We start from the raw sequence: 17186 nt of genomic DNA, 5'->3' as shown, positions 1-17186 counted from the left end.
GCCTGCTCGTGCTCTGGTGTCGGGGCGCCGTGTTCCAAGAGCGTGCCCGGCTGATCTGGTCAGGGATGCACACCCATCGTCCGCGAGAGCACCCTCATGCTGGATCCGAGGGTCGTCTGCCTGTGATCGAACACGAGGAGAGGCACCGCTCGCAGGTCCGCGCGCTGACCGAGGCCAGCCGCGCGCTCTCGTCGGCGTGTTCGGCGCCCGCGATTCAAGAGATCGTCCTCTCCGCGGCGACGCGCCTGAGCGGCTCCGGCAGGGCCGTCCTGATCCTGAACGACGAGGACGAGCGCCCGGTCGTGCGAGCGGCGCTGGGGCTCGATCCGGCGCTGCTCGCCGAGCTCTGCGGCCGCCCGCTCCCGAGCGCCGACGACGGGATGGCGCGAGCGCTGGACGGGGCGGCCCACGTCGCCGCCGCGCCGTTGATCGTCAACGGCCGTGTCTCCGGCGTGCTCGCGGCCGAGCGGGGCGCCCCGGCGTCCGGCGAGGATGCCTTGCTGATCGAGGCGCTCGCCGATCAGGCCGCTGTCGCGCTCGCAGGCGCCGCCGATGGCGCCGCGCAGGCAGGCGCCCGGGAGCAGCGCGCGCGCCTGAAGGCCGACGTACAGGACGAGCGCTATCGCCTCCTCGGTCGAGCGATCAAGGACCCGATCTGGGACTGGGATATCCGGACGGACCGGGTCGAGCGCAACGCGACGTTTCACGAGGTCTTCCGCTACGCGCCCGAGCAGATGGCCCCGACCGCCGCGTGGTGGGTGGGCCGCGTGCTGCCCGAGGATCGCGACCGCATTGCGCGCGAGTTCGAGGAGCTCATCCACGGGGACGCCGACAGCTGGTCGGCGCAGTACCGCGTCTACCGCGGCGACGGCTCCGTCGCTCGCGTGTTCGATCGCGGCGCGGTGCTCCGCGACGCGAGCGGCAAGGCGATCCGCATGGTCGGCGCCGCGGTCGACCTGACCGAGCGGTTCCGGATCGAGAGCGCGCTCCAGGACCGGGAGGATCGGCTCCGGCTGGCCACGTGGGCGGCGGACGTGGGCACGTGGCGAGTCGACCTGGAGACGCGGTACGACACGAGGGACGCGAGCCTGAACCGCATCCTGGGCCTGGACGAGCGCGAGACGACGCAGCCCATGGGCGACTGGCTGAGCCGCGTCCACCCGGAGGATCTCGACGCGGTGATCGCCATGCACGAGCGGAGCATCCGCGAGCGGTGCATCTACGACATCATCCACCGCATCGTCCGCGCCGACGGGTCGATCCGGTGGGTCCACGATCGAGGGCGCCTCGTCGCCGATCGGGACGGCTCCCCGCTGTTCCTGACGGGCGCCGTCGTCGACATCACCGAGCTGAAGCAGCTCGAGCACGAGCGCACGGAGCTGCTCCGCCGCGAGCAGCAGGCGCTCGCCCAGTCGGAGAAGGACCGCATCCGGGCCGAGGACGCGAACCGCATGAAGGACGAGTTCCTCGCGACGGTCTCGCACGAGCTGCGGACGCCGCTCACGGCGATCCTGGGCTGGGCGCGGCTGATCAAGGACAAGGACCTCGCCCCGGAGCGCGTCAAGCAGGGCATGGCGTCGATCGAGCGCAACGCCCACGCGCAGGCGCAGATCGTCGACGATATCCTGACGGTCTCCCGGATCATCACGGGCAAGCTGCGGCTCCGCACGATCGCCGTGGATCTCGCGGCGGTCATCGAGGCCGCCGTGGACACCATCACGCCGACGGCGAAGGCGAAGGAGATCGAGATCCGCGTCGAGCCGGGCGAGGGGCTCAACCACGTGTGCGGCGACCCGGATCGCCTCCAGCAGGTCATGTGGAACCTGCTCTCCAACGCGGTGAAATTCACCCCGAAGCGAGGGCTGGTCACCGTCAGGCTGGGGCGAAGCGACTCCCAGGCCGCGATCTCGGTCACGGACAACGGCAAGGGCATCGCCACGTCGTTCCTGCCGTATGTGTTCGACCGCTTCCGCCAGGGCGACTCCTCGCCGACGAGGGCTCACGGCGGGCTCGGCCTGGGGCTCGCGATCGTCCGCCACCTCGTCGAGCTGCACGGCGGCACGGTGGAGGCGGAGAGCCCGGGCGAGGGGGCAGGAGCGACGTTCACCGTGGCGCTCCCCCTGCCCGCGGCGCCCTCCGCTGCGCACGAGGGGCCGCCGTCTGCGCCGGGGCGCGCCCCGCGGCGGAGCGGGGAGCCGCCGCCGCTCTTCGGCGTTCACGTCCTCGTCGTCGAGGATGAGCCGGACGCCCGGGAGATGCTCGCTTTCTTGCTGGAGGGAGCGGGCGCGCGGGTCACCACGGCTGGCTCGGCGAGCGAGGCCATGAGCGTCCTGGAGCGGCTGAGGCCCGATGTCCTGCTCAGCGACATCGGTATGCCGGGGGAGAGCGGCTATGCGCTGATCCACCAGCTCCGCGCGGCGGGCCGGGACGAGATCCGGCGTATCCCCGCCGTGGCCCTGACCGCCTATGCCCGGATCGAGGACCGGAGGAGGGCGCTGGCGGCCGGCTTCCAGAAGCACGTCGCCAAGCCGATCGACCCTGCCGACCTGGTGCAGGTCGTCGCGGACCTCACGGGCCGCTCGGGCGGCGACGGGGCCCCCGCCCGGTCCCGGCGCGGCGCGCTCCTCGGTTGACCCCGCGCGGCGCGCGCCCGCTCTAGGCCAGCTCGACGCCGAGCAGCCACAACATCAGCGCCTTCTGCACGTGCAGCCGGTTCTCGGCCTGATCCCACACGCGCGAGCGCGGCCCTTCGAGCGTCTCGTCGTCGATCTCCTCGCCGCGGTGCGCCGGCAGGCAGTGCAGCACGATGGAGTGCTGCGCGGCCTTCGCCATCACCCTGGCGTCCACGGTCCAGCCGGCGAACGCGGCGCGGCGCTTCTCCGCCTCGGCCTCGTGTCCCATGCTCGCCCACACGTCCGTGTTCACCACGTCCGCGCCCGCCGCGCCCTCGCGCGGGTCGTGCACGATCGTGACGTGGCCCGTCTTCCGCGCGCGCTCGACCTCGTCGGCGGGCGGCATGTACCCCTCGGGCCCCGCGAGCACGAGGTGGAAATCGAAGAGCGGCGCCGCCTCGAGCCACGAGCGCGCCATGTTGCTCGCGCAGTCGCCGAGGAACGCGATGCGCCGGCCGGCGATGCCGCTCCTGTCCCCGCTCGCCGCGAGCGCCTCCTGGATCGTGAAGATGTCGCTGAGCACCTGCACCGGGTGGCCGTCGTCCGAGAGCGCGTTGATCACCGGCACGCTCGCCTCGGCCATCTCGAGCAGGCGCGCGGTCGACGACGTGCGGAACGCGATCGCGTCGCAGTACCGGGCGAGCACGCGCGCCGTGTCGCGGATCGGCTCGCCGCGGGCGAGCTGGCTGCCCTGGGTGCTCAGCACGACCGGCTGGGCGCCGAGCTGCGCGATGCCGACCTCGAACGACACGCGCGTGCGCGTGCTCGCCTTCTCCAGGACGACCGCGATGGCCCGGCCGGCGAGAATCGTCGTGCGCCGCCCTTTCGGCTCCTCCTTCAGGCGAGCGGCGAGCCTGAGCACGCGGTGCGCTTCGGCCAGGGTCGTGTCCGTGATCTTGAGGTAATCGCGCTTCGCCATTGTCCCGCCTTCCGCGTCGCCGCCGTCCGGGCGCGCCGTCGTGCCGCGGGCAGCCCGCGACGCAGGGCGCGCCGTACGCCCGTCGTGATGTGGCACAACCGGGACACCGCCGTCAATCGGCCGTGGATCCGCCGTGGACCGCGCTCAGCGCCAGATCTCGATCTGCCACGCCGCGTCCGAGATCTGCTCGACCGACGAGCGGATCCCGAGGAGATCTCGGAGCAGCCCGAGGTGGGTTGTCGTGTGGGATGACGGGCGCACGGTCCGGAAGGCGCCGCGGCCCGCGAGGGCGATCGGCAAGAGCAGCTGATCGGCCAGGTGCTCGCCCACGGGGACGCCCGCCGCGAGGTAGTCGCGCGCCTCCTCGGCCGCCTTCGTGGCGACGGACTCCGCGCGCACGCCCTTCACCCCGAACCCGGTGAAGACCTCGGTCACGTGCTCGCTCTCGACGGCGATGGTGAGCACGTTGCCTGGGCCGTTCCCGCCCCTCAGCACGCTGGGCTTGAAGCAGCCCGGCTCCCAGCCGAGCACCGCCGCCGCCGCGTCGAGCTCGCGCATCGCGATGGCGCCCGGGAGGTTCGACACCGTCGCGACCGCCCGCCGGGCGCGGATCTCCCCGCGCTCGAGGAGCTCGAGCGGCGCGAGCGCCGGCGCCGGCGCGATCGAGACGCGGGCCAGCCCGCCGCCGGCCGGGTAGAAGCCGGGCGTCACGAGCGTCGCGGTGACGTCCGGCCCCATCCTCCGCACGAGCGGCAGGTAGGCGAGGTCCAGGAAGTCGAACGGCGGCGCCAGCGGGTTGTGCGTGCCGCCCTCGAGCGTGAGCGCCGACGGCGCGGGCGCGCGGAGCAGCGCGGGCAGGACGGTCTGCAGCACGAGCGTCGTGCTCCCCGCGCTCCCGACCTGGAACGTGTGCTCGCCGGGGACGATCGCGGCCGGTCGAAACACGATCTCCTGCGAGCCGAGCGACGCGCCCGACACCTCGGCGCGGCCGATCTGGGCCGCGGCCCGGACCGACGTCAGGTGTTGCCGCATCAGGCCCGGGCGCGCGCGGCCCTTGCGGATCGAGGTGATACGGACGGGCGTCTGCGTGATCAGCGAGAGGCCGAGCGTCGTGCGGAGGATCTGGCCCCCTCCCTCTCCGATGGATCCATCGATGGTCAGCATGGCGGTCGGCTCTCCCCTGGATCAGCGATATCACGGCGCCGGGGCGCGGGGCTCACCCCTTCACGCAGACGACCTGCCGCAGGGTGTGGACGATGTCGACGAGATCCTTCTGCGCCCGCATCACGTCGTCGATCGGCTTGTAGGCCGCCGGCGTCTCGTCGATCACGTCCTCGTCCTTGCGGCACTCGACGCCCGCGGTCGCGGCCGCGTGGTCCGCGACGGAGAAGCGGCGGCGCGCCTCGCCCCGCGACATGACGCGGCCCGCGCCGTGGCTCGAGCTGCAGAAGCTCTCCGGGTTGCCGAGCCCGCGGACGATGAACGAGCGCGCGCCCATGCTGCCCGGGATGATCCCGAGATCACCCGCCTGCGCGCGGACGGCGCCCTTGCGGGTCACGAGCACGTCCTTCCCGTAGTGGTGCTCGCGCGCCACGTAGTTGTGGTGGCAGTTCACCGCCTCCACGGTCGCGTCGAAGGGCGGCAGCTCGCCCGAGCCGCGGAGCGCCTCGACCACCTGCGCCATCATCAGCTCGCGGTTCACCGCCGCGAAGTCCTGCGCCCACGACACGGCCTGCATGTAGTCGTGGAAGTGCCTCGTCCCGTCCGGCAGGTACGCGAGGTCGGCGTCGGGCAGGTTGATGAAGAAGCGCCTCATTTCCTGCTTGGCGAGCTCGATGAAGTAGCTCCCGACCCGGTTGCCGACGCCGCGCGACCCGCTGTGCAGCATGACCCAGACGCGGTCCTCCTCGTCGAGGCAGAGCTCGATGAAGTGGTTGCCGGTCCCGAGCGTGCCGAGGTGCTCGATGGCGTAGCCGCGCCCGATGCGCGGGTGCTTCTCGACGATCTGCCGGTACCGCGGCTCGAGCTCGGCCCACGCCGCGACCTGGGCCGGGGGCGGCGAGCGCCACGCGCCGCGGTCGTTCTTCCCGCCGTTGTCGGTGCGGCCGTGCGGCACGGCGCCCTCGATGGCCGACCGGAGCCCGCGCAGCGCGTCCGGCAGCTGCGACGCGGAGAGGCTCGTGCGCGCCGCCATCATCCCGCAGCCGATGTCGACGCCCACCGCCGCCGGGATGACCGCGCCGCTCGTCGCGACCACGCTCCCCACGGTCGCGCCGATGCCCTGGTGCGCGTCGGGCATCACGGCGATCCACTTGTGGATGAACGGCAGCGCGGCGAGGTTCTTGAGCTGCGCCTCCGCGGCGGTCTCGAACGGCACGCCGACCGTCCACGCCTTGATGGGCACGCCCGAGTCCGTGGGGATGACGTTGTAGCTTCGCTCCATGGCAAGATCTCCGGTGAGGGGTCGAGCCGTCCGGCGCGCGCCGCGACGCTCGTTCGCGGCGGGGTCCGTCGGTCTCCGTCGGTCTCCGTCGTTTCCGTCGGTCTGTCGCTCCGTCGGTTCGGCGTTCCTGCGTATCGCACGGCGCGTGCCACTCGAAATCCAGGCGATCAGGGGCCGCTGGCCCTGCGGATTAGACCTGTGTATAAAATGGTTAGAGGAACTTCTATGACGCGCAAGACGACCGTGGTCCTCGGCATGCTGGGCCCGACGCTGGACACCGGGAAGACGGCGGAGCGCTGGTCGCGCTGGCGCCCGAGCGTGGCGCTGTGCCAGCACGAGGACCTGATCGTCGACCGGTTCGAGCTGCTCTACCAGCGCCGCTTCGAGGGTCTGGCCGAGACGGTGATGGGCGACGTGCGGCGCGCCTCGCCGGAGACGGACATCCGCGGTCACGTGGTCGAGGTGGACGATCCGTGGGACTTCGAGGCGGTGTACGGCGCGCTCCACGACTTCGCGAGGGCGTACCCGTTCGCGCCGGACCGGGAGGACTACCTCGTCCACATCACGACGGGCACGCACGTCGCGCAGATCTGCCTGTTCTTGCTCACGGAGTCGCGGTACTTCCCGGGTCGGCTCATCCAGACGTCGCCGCCGAAGCGCGACCGTGAGGAGCTCGCGGCCGGGTCGTTCACGATCATCGATCTCGACCTCTCGAAGTACGATCGCATCGCGTCGCGCTTCCAGAAGGAGCAGCGCGAGGGGGTGTCGTTCTTGAAGAGCGGCATCGACACGCGCAACGCGGCGTACAACCGGCTGATCGAGCGGATCGAGCACGTGGCGATCGCGTCGCGCGCGCCCATCCTGCTGATGGGCCCGACGGGGGCGGGCAAATCGCAGCTCGCGCGGAAGATCTACGACATCAAGAAGGGGCGCCGGCAGGTGGGCGGCGACTTCGTGGATCTGAACTGCGCGACGATCCGCGGCGACGGGGCGATGTCGGCGCTGTTCGGGCACACGAAGGGGTCGTTCACGGGGGCGCTCCAGGACCGCCCGGGGCTCTTGCGCAAGGCCCACGAGGGGGTGCTCTTCCTCGACGAGATCGGCGAGCTCGGCGCCGACGAGCAGGCGATGCTGCTGCGGGCGATCGAGGAGAAGGCGTTCTTGCCGGTCGGCTCGGACAGGGAGGTGAGGAGCGAGTTCCAGCTGCTCGCCGGCACGAACCGGGATCTCGCGCTGGAGGTTTTGGCGGGGCGCTTCCGGGAGGACCTCCTGGCGAGGATCAACCTGTGGACGTTCCGGCTCCCGGGCCTCAGGGAGCGGGTCGAGGACATCGAGCCGAACCTCGATTACGAGCTCGACGCCTCGGCGCGGCTGCTCGGCGTGCGGATCACGATGAGCCGCGACGCGCGCGCGCGGTTCCTCGAGTTCGCGACGTCGCGAGAGGCGGTGTGGCCGGGCAACTTCCGGGACTTCAACGCGGCCGTGACGCGGATGGCGACGCTCGCGCCCGGGGGGAGGATCGGGGTGCCGATCGTGGAGGAGGAGATCGGGCGGCTGGTGGAGGCCTGGCGGCGAGCGCCGGCGGCGGGCGGGCGAGCGCCCGCCGCGGGCGGCGCGGCGGGGGAGGGGAGCGACGGGGAGGATCTCGTGGTCGCGGCGCTCGGCGCGCGCCGGGCGGCGGCGCTCGACCCGTTCGACCGGGTGCAGCTGGCCGAGGTGCTGCGGGTGCTGAGGAGCGCGCGGTCGCTGTCGGAGGCGGGACGGGTGCTGTTCGCGGCGTCGCGGGCGAAGAAGAAGAGCGTCAACGACGCGGACCGGCTGCGGAAGTACCTGGCGCGGTTCGACATCGACTGGAGCGAGGTGGTGGCGGAGGGCGGGTAAAGAGGGCTCTCCCTATCACGGGGCCAGGACCGAGCCTGGGCAACGACGTTGCGGCGCCGAACCGCCGAGAGCCGCACGCGACCGATGCGCGATGCTCCCGCGGGCCGTGCCACGCTGCGGGCCGTGACATGTCACGCCGCGATCCGTGACATGTCACGCTGCAGCCCGTGACACGTCATGGAGAATGGGGCTCACCGCGCGGCGGGCGGCCCGTCGTCCAGCGCGTGGAACGCGACGGAGCGAGACATCTCGCGCTCTCTGCGCCTGGCACATGGAGTGCTACGTGCCAGTCCGAGCGGCCGAGAAACAGCGTTTTCCACAGCGGCCTGTGCTCACGGGATGACAATGGCAAATCACGAGAACATCAATCTACCGGAGCGCACCAGGTTGTGTCCTTCTGCCGCTGGCAGAGGAAGAGGCACGACGAACGACGCTTCAAGGATCCAGGCGCGGCTCTCACGGGCCTTGGCGCTGGCAGCGAGCGTGAGCGTGGTAGCCTGTGGTACGCCCGAGGGGGAGGCTCCCGAGCAGGCCGCGATCTCCACGGCCAAGCAGGCGCTCGTGAACCAGTTCGAGATTGCGCTCGGGTTCCCATCAGGCTTTTCACAGAGCAACGTCGCCCTTCATGCATCGCAGTCGCTGCGCATCGCCGGCGGGGTCACGCTGCGAGACGTGAACGGCGCGCCGGCGCCGGCGGTGAACGTCGGCACCGGCCTCCTCGAGGTCAACGCCGCGACGAGGACCGGGTCGCTCGTCAGCGGAGGCAATGTCTGGCTCGGGAGTCAGACGGAGGCCACCGGCACGGTCCAGGCGGCAGGCACCATCACCAAGCAAGCCGGCGCAGCGATCGTCGGGACCGAGCTGGCAGCCACGCCCCTCGACCCGCTCGGGAACCTGCGCTTCACGGTCGACTTCCCGTCGCTCGTCAGCGTACCGCCCGTCGGACCGGACACGACCTCGTCGCTGGCCCCGGGAGGTTACACGAGCGTCTCCGTCGGCTCCCGGAGCACGCTGGATCTCAGCTCGGGCACGTACTATCTCGATCAGCTCCAGATGCAGCCTCAGTCGATCGCCCGCCTCGACACGTCGGCCGGCCCGGTGATCGTCTACGTACGCCAGCTGCTCGACTTCAAAGGGGGCGTTCAGATCGTCGGCCCGGACAGCAGCTTCTTCCTGGCCTACCTCGGGACCGGGACCGTCTCGCTCGAGTCCGCGTTCAACGGGACCATCGTGGCGCCCAGCGCGACCCTGCGCCTCGCGCCGGTCGGGTCGCCCGGACATCGAGGGTCGTTCTTCGGGCAAACGGTCGAGGCCGCCGAGGCGGGCTCCACCATCACGTTCGACCCCTTCGACCACTGGCACGATGTCCTGAACATTCACCCGGTGGTCAAGTGCGTGCGACGCTTCAAGCACCCTGCGGGGGCCGCGCTCTTCGGCTACGAGAACGAGAGCGACTTCCCGGTCACGGTGCCGCTCGGCCCCCAGAACCAGCTCGTCCCCGCGGGAGGCGTGGTGCCGCCCACGACGCTCTTGCCCGGGGTGCACGACAAGGTGTTCTTTGCGCCCTTCGACCTGAGCGGCAGCCTCTCGTGGCAGCTCGCCGGAGAGACGGCGACCGCGAGCTCGTCCAGCCCCGCTTGCGATCTGGGAGATGTCCCCCCGGAGCCAGAGCCCGCCCCGCCGCCCGCCCTCGTCCCCATCGAGCGCCCGGGCGTGTCGCTCGCGTCCTTGAGCGTGCAGCTCGCGCCGGAGGTGACGACGTCCGCCACGTCCCACCTGGCTTCGGAGGTGTACGGCGACTTCGTGGGCCCGCAAGTGGGCAACACGAGCAACGAGGAGGCCGGCCCCGCCGCCTTCACGTTCACGGTCACCTCGCTCAACTTCGATGAGAGCGAGGGGCTGTGTGGTTCGGTCGATCCGTTCGTCGCCAAGCTCGTCATCGACGGCCAGGACAAGGGTCGGACGAGCAGCGGCACGGTGCAGGTCGCCCGCGACCGGGCCACGGTCCACGTCTCGGTCGACGTGGACGACGACGATGCATGGTTCTGCCTGGCAGACGACGACCTCCGGGACTACGGGTTCGACGTCGACCTGTATACCGGCGCTACCGGCGCGAACGAGACGTGCATCGACGGCGGCCGCATGTGCTTCACCGCGACGCCGATCGCGAGCCCGGACATCTGCTTCGACTGGAACGCGCAGTTCATCGACTCTGGCCCCTGGACTGGCATCGGCAGCGAGGACTACCTTCCCGGCAAGGCGATGCAGCCGGTCCCGGCGAGCTTTGCGCGCTACCAGATCACGATGACGAACTCGACCGGCGTGTTGTTCGACCGCGGCGGCGTGCTCGACGTCAACGGCTGCGTTCCGAGGCCCAAGCTCCCCGTTCGCTCGCACTGGCAGCTGGGCACCGATCTCCAGATCGCGACCCGCGTCATCAGCCAGCACTGCCTGGACCCTTCGGAGACCAACTGCGCCATGAACGGCTCAGCGTTCACCGGGGCCAACGTCGTCGTGCGGCAAACCGGGCAGAGCGGGCCGGCCTCCATGTGCGCGATCTACGCGGAGGACGTCGGGAGCGTCACCGACGCGACGTGCTCGGCCCGCCAGATCGATTGGCCCACGACGCCCCCGGCCCCCCTTCGTCCGGTCTTCACCGAGCACAACTCGATCACCCGAGCCGGCGCTGCGATCAGCCAGATGCTCAAACGTGAACACGAGAGCGATGGGGAGCTTGGCATCGTACGTGCGATGATCGATCATCGTTACGAGGGCAATGGTCGAATCGAGATCGTCGTCGACGAATATTGTCTCACCAGCGATCCCTGCACGGGGGAGCAGCTCCAGACGAGCTGCAGGAGCGGCAACACGTTGCTTCTCGAGCCAGATGGTCTGGTCGCTTCGTCGACCCGCTTCAAGTACGTCGTCGCGCACGAGTTCGGTCATTTCATTCAGGGCAACGGTCAAGGGCTGATGAGGCCGGAGTACGGCTGCGGCGCGGGCGAAGCCGACCAGCTCGCGCTCTGTCGCTGCGATGGCGTCCCCCCCGATCAGCGGCTCCATTGCCTGCAATCGCTGGAGGAGCCGAACGCCGCGCAGGTCGAGGGGTTTGCTCAGTACTTCGCGGCCAAGGCCTTCAACGCCGACATGGAATCCGACTGCACGTTCGTCTACTACAAGCCGATGTCGAACACGGCGTGCATGCCGGGCGTGACCGATTGCGAGCAGGACCCGGTCACCGGGCTCTACGTCAATCAGCCGCCGATCCCGGTGAGCTGCAAGCAGGCCGTCCGGTGGCGCAACACGCACTGCATCGACCAGAGCTCGTCCCCCGACCTCCTCTCGTTCGGCACCGAGTACGATTGGCTGGAGTTTCTCTACGGGGTCGACAACCATCCGACGCCGGAGTTGCGCTGGAGGATGAAGGATCTCTTCAACGCCTACCTCGCCGCGTGCAGTGAATCGGCAGAGAACATCGAATCTTGCAAGGGAAAGCGCGTCAGCTGGAATGGCGGACTGGGCCACGAGAGCCTGCTCGGCGGCGTTGCCTTGCTCGTGACGGAGGGGTTCAAGACTCAGCCCGCAGCGGATCGATTCGAAGTCGTGGGGGCGGACCTCGGGGTCAGCGACGAGCCATGAATACAAGCGGTTCGATGACGTGCGCGATCGGTGTCGCTCTCTGGGCTCTCCTGATCGTACCCCTCGGCTGCCAGCCCGAGGCGGAGCGCCAGGAGCCCTCCGTCGCGCCGGCCAGCAACATGGCCCCGGCCGGTCCGGAGGTGGCTGGCTGGGAAGCCGCCTCCGCCGATGGATCCGTGTGTCGGCATCCGGCGGTGGTGGCTGAGTGCGCGGATGGTTGGTGTCGCATTCCGCCGGGCTGCTTCATCATGGGCTCGCCAGAGAGCGAGCTCTGGCGTGGTGAGAGCTCCGAGATCCCAAGGGCGGTCACGCTCGAGCGCGGGTTCGAGATCGGGCAGTTCGAGCTGACGCGCAAGCAGTGGTCGGAGCTCGTCAGCGTCATGCCGGAGAAGCCGGAGAAGGTGCAGGAAGGTCCGGTGACCTGCAAGGACGACGCGTGCCCGCTTCGCTATGCGACGTGGTTCGAAGCCCTGCTCTTCGCGAACCTGCTCTCCGCACGTCACGAACCGCCGCTCGCGCCCTGCTTCGAGCTCTCCGAATGTCAAGGCGAGCTGGGTCGCGGCGTGATCTGCGGTCGCGTGGACCTCACGGGCGGCGCGACGAGCGTCCACGAGTGCGAGGGCTATCGCCTGCCAACGGAGGCAGAATGGGAGTACGCCGCGCGCGCGGGGACGAGGACGGCCTACTACGGAGGTGACATCACCGGAGCGAATCCGGATGCGCGCTACGACCCCGAGCCGAGCCTCGAGCCCATCGCATGGTATGACGTGAATTCGGGGGGGCGCACGCACCCCGTGGGGACGAAGCGGCCCAACCGCTGGCTCCTGTTCGACATGCTCGGCAACGTCTTCGAATGGACCAGCGATCGACCGGTCTTTCACGACGCCGAGGGGCCCGTGACGAACCCTGCCACGGAGATCGCGCTGAGGACCGACGCGGCGGATCTCCGCGTGGCTCGGGGTGGCAACGCCGCGGGCTCGCGGGATATGCTGCGCGTGGCCGGCCAGAATTACCCAGCGTCGGACGCGGCGTACCGAGGCGTCGGCTTCCGCCTCGTCCGAACCATCAAGTGAGGCTCAGCCGCCGGGCGCCTCGTGGCGGAGGGCCTCGTCGGGCTGGGCGTCGGCGGCCGCGAGCAGCCCGGGATCGTCGTCGCCCTCCTCGCTCAAGCCCCGCGCCACCTCCAGCTGGTGGAGCCGGCGCCGCGGCGCCACCTCGGCGCGGCGCGCGGGGAACACCACCGCGCGGCGGTCGCGCCTGGCCGACGCCCGAACGGTTGATCCCGACCGTGGGCACCGTCCGTCGCGAGGACCTGCCGTGCCCCCATCGCGACGGGTAACATCTCTGAATATTTACCGTTTCAGTTGACTGTTTCACTCGCCGAGGCACTTTCCTTGGCTGCTGCGATCTGTGGTGCAGCGAACTGGACTTTACCGGTTCATTTTGTCGGCGTGGATCGATGATGGAGGTGGTTGATCGTGGCGCCGAACTGCCCCAGAGTGCCCGGCGCTGGAGGTCAGTTTCGATGGCTTTTCGTTCATTTCACCAGTCACCTTTCCTGGCCCTTGCGCTGGGGGCGGTAGTCCTCCTGTCGGCCTGCTCGGACGACGACGGCGGCGGCGCATCAGCGAGCTCCGGGGGCACGGGCGGCTCGTCGGCGAGCTCCGGGGGCTCGGGGAGCACCACCGCGCAGGGCACGGGCGGCGCGGGCGGTGGTACGGGCGGCGCCGGGGACACGGGTGGCGGCGGCACCGGCGGCGGCACCGGCGGCGGCGGCGGCGGCGGCACCGGCGGCACCGGCGGCGGTGCGGACGCGCAGGGGATCGTGCCCAACCCCATCATCTCTCGCGGCAAGCCGGCCTTCGCCTCGGCGGGGACGGCGTCGGTGATCAACGACGGCAAGTACAGGTCGGCGGGGACCTGGATCGCGGGCAAGCCCACCTCGGCCGCGCCCGCCTGGGTCGCCATCCAGGTCGGCACCGGGTACGAGCGGCTGCTCCTGAGCTGGACGGCCTCGTACAACTACAACTACACGGACGTGCAATACGGGGCGCCGGGCGCCTACCGCGTGGAGACGTCGAGCGACTCCACGAACGGCTCGGACGGCACCTGGACCAAGGTCGCGGAGGTGACCAACAACCCGGTCCGCACGCGCGCCCACAGCTTCGATTTCGGCGGCAAGAGCTGGGTCCGGCTCGTCGTGACCGCGGCCCCCGCGACGACCGACGACACCGGCGTGCAGCTCGACGAGATCGACGTGCACGACATCTCGAAGGGTGCGGAGGACACGTGGTTCTTCCTCGGCGACAGCATCACGGCGTTCGCCTATGACCGCGACACCCCGGCCACGCAGCCGAGCTTCGCCGAGAACGTGCACGCGGCGCACCCGGCCCACTATCCGGCGATGATCAACGGCGGCATCGGGGGAGAGCTCACGAAGAGCAGCGACAAGCCCAGCGCGCTCGATCGCATCGATGATGTCCTGGAGATGAACCCCGACTTCCACTACTTCGCGATCGGCTACGGCACCAACGACTCCTGGGACCAGACCGACCCGAGCACCTTCAAGGCGAACCTGCAGCAGCTCATCGACAAGATCGAGGCAGCGGGCCGCGTCCCGGTGCTCGCGCATATCCCTTTCTCGCCGGACGGCCACCACAACGCCGTCCCGGCGTTCAACCAGGCGATCGACGCGCTGACGGAGGAGAACGGCCTCCCTCCTGGGCCGGATCTGTATGCGTGGTTCGAGGACCATCCCACCCAGTTCACCGACAAGGTGCACCCGGATCCCGCCGGGCGGGTGGCCATGAACAAGCTCTGGGCCGACGCCGTGGACGGCCTCTACCCGGCCCAGCGGTAGCGCGACCCGACGCCGGGCGACACGCGACCACGCGACCACGCGACCGAGCGCGCCCGCGGCGCCGGCGCGAGCCTTGACTCCACGCGGCCGCGGGGGCTAGCTCGATCGGGCGCACGAACGGCGGCCCGGGGAGCAGTGCCCTCGGGGGGCTCGGCCGGCCCGCGCCCTCCAGGGTGGAGCATCTGGCTCGGGAAGATCGATCAGCCCAAGCTGGGCGATCAGCTCATCGGCCGGCTGAAGAAATAGCAGGCGCCGGAGCGGAGCCGTGATGGACGACGATCGGGACGAGCGAGAAGAGGAGGACACGAAGCGGGACATCGCTCCCTACGTGCCGCGCCGCCCCGTGATGGCGGTGATCGGCAACGGCCTCGCGGTGGACGCGGCGACCGAGGTTGTGTGCGTCGAGCTCGGGCGGCGCGCCGTGGAGGCGGGGTTCCGGCTGGTCACCGGGGGGCTGGGGGGCGTCATGGCCGCCGTGTCGCGCGGCGGGCGCGAGGCGGCGACGTGGCGCGACGGCGATATCCTGGGGATCCTGCCAGGGTACGAGGCGTCCACGGCCAACCCGTACGTGGACATCGTCGTCCCGACCGGCATGCAGATCGGGCGCAACATCCTGGTCGTCGCCATGGCCGACGTGGTCGTGGTCGTCGGCGGCGGCGCGGGCACGCTGAGCGAGATCGCCGTCGCCTGGCAGCTCGGCAAGCCGGTGCTCGCGCTCGCGACGAGCGGGGGCTGGGCGAGGCAGCTCGCCGGGGGGCGCGTGGACGACCGGCGCTCGGACAGGATCGTTTCGGTCGCGAGCGCGGAAGAGGCGGTGGCGAGGGCGTGGGAGGCGGCGGGCCGCGGTCGCGGCCGGGGGGCGTGACAGGGCGCTGCGCGCGCGGCGCGGCCTCCGCGCGAGCCGGCCGCGCGGCAGCCCGTGCTAGCCTCCGCGCCGATGTCGGAAGCGGAAGAGGACGAGATCCAGCGGCTGAGAGCCCGCGTCGGGACGATCCTCCACGGAAAATGGCGGATTGACGCGCTGATCGGGGCGGGGGGGATGGCGGCCGTCTACGCGGCCACCCATCACGTGGGGCACCGCGTGGCCATCAAGATCCTGCACCCGGAGGGCGCCGTGTCCCGGGAGCTCCGCGCCCGCTTCGAGCAGGAGGCGCTCGCCGCCGCGCGGCTCGGGCACCCGGCCGCGGTGCAGGTCCACGACATCGACGTGACCGAGCGAGGAGAGCCGTTCCTGGTCATGGAGCTGCTCGACGGAGAGAGCCTCCGCGAGCGCGTGTTGCGGCTCGGTACGATCGATTCGACCGAGCTCCTCGCCCACATGGACACGCTCCTCGAGGTCATCAAGGCAGCGCACGACGCCGGGATCGTCCATCGGGACATCAAGCCGGACAACCTCTTCGTGACCCGCGATGGGCGGCTCAAGGTGCTCGATTTCGGGATCGCGCGCATGAAGCAGGGCGGCTCGGGGCTGAAGACGCGGACAGGCGCGGTGCTGGGCACGACGAGCTACATGGCGCCCGAGCAGATCCTGGGGAGGAACGTGGACGGGCGGGCCGACCTCTACGCGGTGGGCGCGACGATGTTCACCGTCCTCGCGAACCGTCGAGTCCACGACGACGATGGGCTCACCGAGGGAGAGCTCCTCGTGAAGAGGGGCACGACGCCGGCTCCTCCGCTGTCGACGGTGGCGCCGGGCGTGGATCCGCGGATCGCGCGCGTCGTGGACCGCGCGCTCGCCTTCCAGGTCGAGCGTCGCTATCCGGACGCGCAAACGATGCTCGCTGACGTGCGCGCGCTGCGACGGGGCGAGGAGCCGCCCTTCGCGACGGGGGAGCTGGCCAAGATGGACGAGCGCACGCGCGCGTACGGCCGGGCCATCCCCGACGGGCCGCCGGTGGGGGCGCAGTTCCCGAGCGCGAGCCCGCCGGGGGGGGTGATGCCGGCGGCGGTGGCCGCCTCGACGGGGGCTCCTCCGGGCCAGCCTTATCCGGGGGCGGGGGCCGCGCCCCGGGGGCGGGGGCCGCGCGCGCCGGGAGCGACGCAGATCGCCGTCGTCGGCGGGGTGGGGGCGCTCCTCTTCTGCGTGGGAGTCGGCATGGTGCTGCTGCTCTGGCCCTCCCGCGACCAGGGCGCCGGCGACGCTGGCGACAGCGGCGCGCCGGTGTCCCTCCCGGATGCCGCGCGGGCCCGGAGCGCTGCGGCGCTCGCGGTCGACCCCGCCGGCTGCCCGCCGGGCGTGCCTTGCACTTGCCCGGGCGGCAGTCCGGGAAACGTGCCGGTGAGCTGCCTGCTGACGTGCGGCGACGCGCCCGGCTGCAGGCCGAGCTGCTCCGATCGAGAGAGCTGCGCGAGCCACTGCGCCGGTGACTGCCAGTCTTCGTGCGCGAGGAGCACGGGGTGCAGCACGACGTGCGCCGACGGCTGCTCCACCGACTGCCGCAACGCGGAGACGTGCCAGGTCACCTGCGGCGCGGGGTGCTCGATCACCTGCGAGGACGTCAACAAGTGCGCCCACGTCGTGGGCGACAGGAGCGTCGTGAGGTGCAATCGGGTCGGAGGGTGCCAGGTGATGTGCATGGGCTCGTGCGCGGTGGCGTGCTCCAATGCCGGGGGAGGATGCCCGGTGACCTGCGTGGGGCAGGGGCCCGCGGTGAAGTGCGGCGACGGCCGCAAGGCGTGCGGGGACGGCTGCTCGCTGCCGCGGTGAGGCCGGGCTGGCCGGGCATGCGCCGCGGGAACGAGCGTGGAGCGGCCCTGGGCCGTCCGGGGATC

The 17186-nt window shown here is 71.0% G+C and carries 11 protein-coding genes; 7 read left to right on the top strand and 4 right to left on the bottom strand.

Annotation, left to right across the window (positions count from 1 at the left end; translation table 11 throughout):
• Positions 1-122: 122 nt before the first annotated feature.
• Positions 123-2633 carry a hybrid sensor histidine kinase/response regulator gene (locus tag WME82_RS38455; RefSeq protein ID WP_438039402.1) on the top strand — a complete coding sequence of 837 codons (2511 nt, stop codon included), beginning with the start codon at positions 123-125 and terminating at the stop codon, positions 2631-2633.
• 22 nt (positions 2634-2655) lie between these two features.
• Here the strand turns inward: WME82_RS38455 and argF are convergent, their stop codons facing one another.
• The 3 genes from argF to WME82_RS38440 form a co-directional block, all read right to left on the bottom strand.
• Complete coding sequence (gene argF / locus WME82_RS38450) at positions 2656-3591, bottom strand: ornithine carbamoyltransferase (RefSeq protein WP_438039401.1); 936 nt, start codon at positions 3589-3591, stop codon at positions 2656-2658.
• Between the two features lie 144 nt (positions 3592-3735).
• Positions 3736-4755, bottom strand: coding sequence for an RNA 3'-terminal phosphate cyclase (gene rtcA, locus WME82_RS38445; RefSeq protein ID WP_438039400.1), 1020 nt, complete (start codon positions 4753-4755; stop codon positions 3736-3738).
• A 52-nt stretch (positions 4756-4807) separates the two neighbouring features.
• The gene (locus WME82_RS38440) at positions 4808-6034 is read right to left on the bottom strand and encodes an RtcB family protein (RefSeq protein ID WP_438039399.1); all 1227 of its coding nucleotides are present in this window, start codon (positions 6032-6034) and stop codon (positions 4808-4810) included.
• Positions 6035-6259: 225 nt separating this feature from the next.
• Here WME82_RS38440 and rtcR point away from each other — a divergent pair, with 225 nt between their 5' ends.
• From rtcR to WME82_RS38425, 3 genes are all read left to right on the top strand, one after another.
• Positions 6260-7915 carry an RNA repair transcriptional activator RtcR gene (gene rtcR / locus WME82_RS38435; RefSeq protein ID WP_438039398.1) on the top strand — a complete coding sequence of 552 codons (1656 nt, stop codon included), beginning with the start codon at positions 6260-6262 and terminating at the stop codon, positions 7913-7915.
• A 483-nt stretch (positions 7916-8398) separates the two neighbouring features.
• On the top strand, positions 8399-11554 hold the full coding sequence (locus tag WME82_RS38430; RefSeq protein WP_438039397.1) for a hypothetical protein: 3156 nt from the start codon (positions 8399-8401) through the stop codon (positions 11552-11554).
• Entirely contained in the window at positions 11551-12627 is a 1077-nt protein-coding gene (locus tag WME82_RS38425; RefSeq protein WP_438039396.1) for a formylglycine-generating enzyme family protein, read from the top strand. The genes WME82_RS38430 and WME82_RS38425 overlap by 4 nt, the downstream gene beginning before the upstream one ends.
• 3 nt (positions 12628-12630) lie before the next feature.
• Here the strand turns inward: WME82_RS38425 and WME82_RS38420 are convergent, their stop codons facing one another.
• Positions 12631-12795 (bottom strand): hypothetical protein, encoded by a 165-nt coding sequence (locus WME82_RS38420; RefSeq protein ID WP_438039395.1) that lies wholly within the window; start codon positions 12793-12795, stop codon positions 12631-12633.
• Positions 12796-13079: 284 nt separating this feature from the next.
• Here WME82_RS38420 and WME82_RS38415 point away from each other — a divergent pair, with 284 nt between their 5' ends.
• From WME82_RS38415 to WME82_RS38405, 3 genes are all read left to right on the top strand, one after another.
• Complete coding sequence (locus tag WME82_RS38415) at positions 13080-14414, top strand: GDSL-type esterase/lipase family protein (protein WP_438039394.1); 1335 nt, start codon at positions 13080-13082, stop codon at positions 14412-14414.
• 268 nt (positions 14415-14682) lie between these two features.
• Positions 14683-15279 (top strand): TIGR00725 family protein, encoded by a 597-nt coding sequence (locus tag WME82_RS38410; protein ID WP_437852892.1) that lies wholly within the window; start codon positions 14683-14685, stop codon positions 15277-15279.
• 72 nt (positions 15280-15351) lie between these two features.
• A complete protein-coding gene (locus WME82_RS38405; protein WP_438039393.1) occupies positions 15352-17121 on the top strand; it encodes a protein kinase domain-containing protein in 1770 nt (589 codons plus the stop codon).
• Positions 17122-17186: the final 65 nt, after the last annotated feature.

The sequence above is a fragment of the Sorangium sp. So ce128 genome (genome assembly GCF_051525245.1).
Lineage (GTDB): Bacteria > Myxococcota_A > Polyangia > Polyangiales > Polyangiaceae > Sorangium > Sorangium cellulosum_B.
Note: the sequence above shows the minus strand (reverse complement) of the source record. Positions and strands in the feature narration are given on the sequence as shown.

Excerpts from the sequence above, each read along its gene's own strand:
- argF (WP_438039401.1), bottom strand. The coding sequence starts at position 3,591 with ATGGCGAAGCGCGATTACCTCAAGATCACGGACACGACCCTGGCCGAA.
- rtcA (WP_438039400.1), bottom strand. The coding sequence starts at position 4,755 with ATGCTGACCATCGATGGATCCATCGGAGAGGGAGGGGGCCAGATCCTC.
- WME82_RS38440 (WP_438039399.1), bottom strand. The coding sequence starts at position 6,034 with ATGGAGCGAAGCTACAACGTCATCCCCACGGACTCGGGCGTGCCCATC.
- rtcR (WP_438039398.1), top strand. The coding sequence starts at position 6,260 with ATGACGCGCAAGACGACCGTGGTCCTCGGCATGCTGGGCCCGACGCTG.
- WME82_RS38425 (WP_438039396.1), top strand. The coding sequence starts at position 11,551 with ATGAATACAAGCGGTTCGATGACGTGCGCGATCGGTGTCGCTCTCTGG.
- WME82_RS38415 (WP_438039394.1), top strand. The coding sequence starts at position 13,080 with ATGGCTTTTCGTTCATTTCACCAGTCACCTTTCCTGGCCCTTGCGCTG.
- WME82_RS38410 (WP_437852892.1), top strand. The coding sequence starts at position 14,683 with ATGGACGACGATCGGGACGAGCGAGAAGAGGAGGACACGAAGCGGGAC.
- WME82_RS38405 (WP_438039393.1), top strand. The coding sequence starts at position 15,352 with ATGTCGGAAGCGGAAGAGGACGAGATCCAGCGGCTGAGAGCCCGCGTC.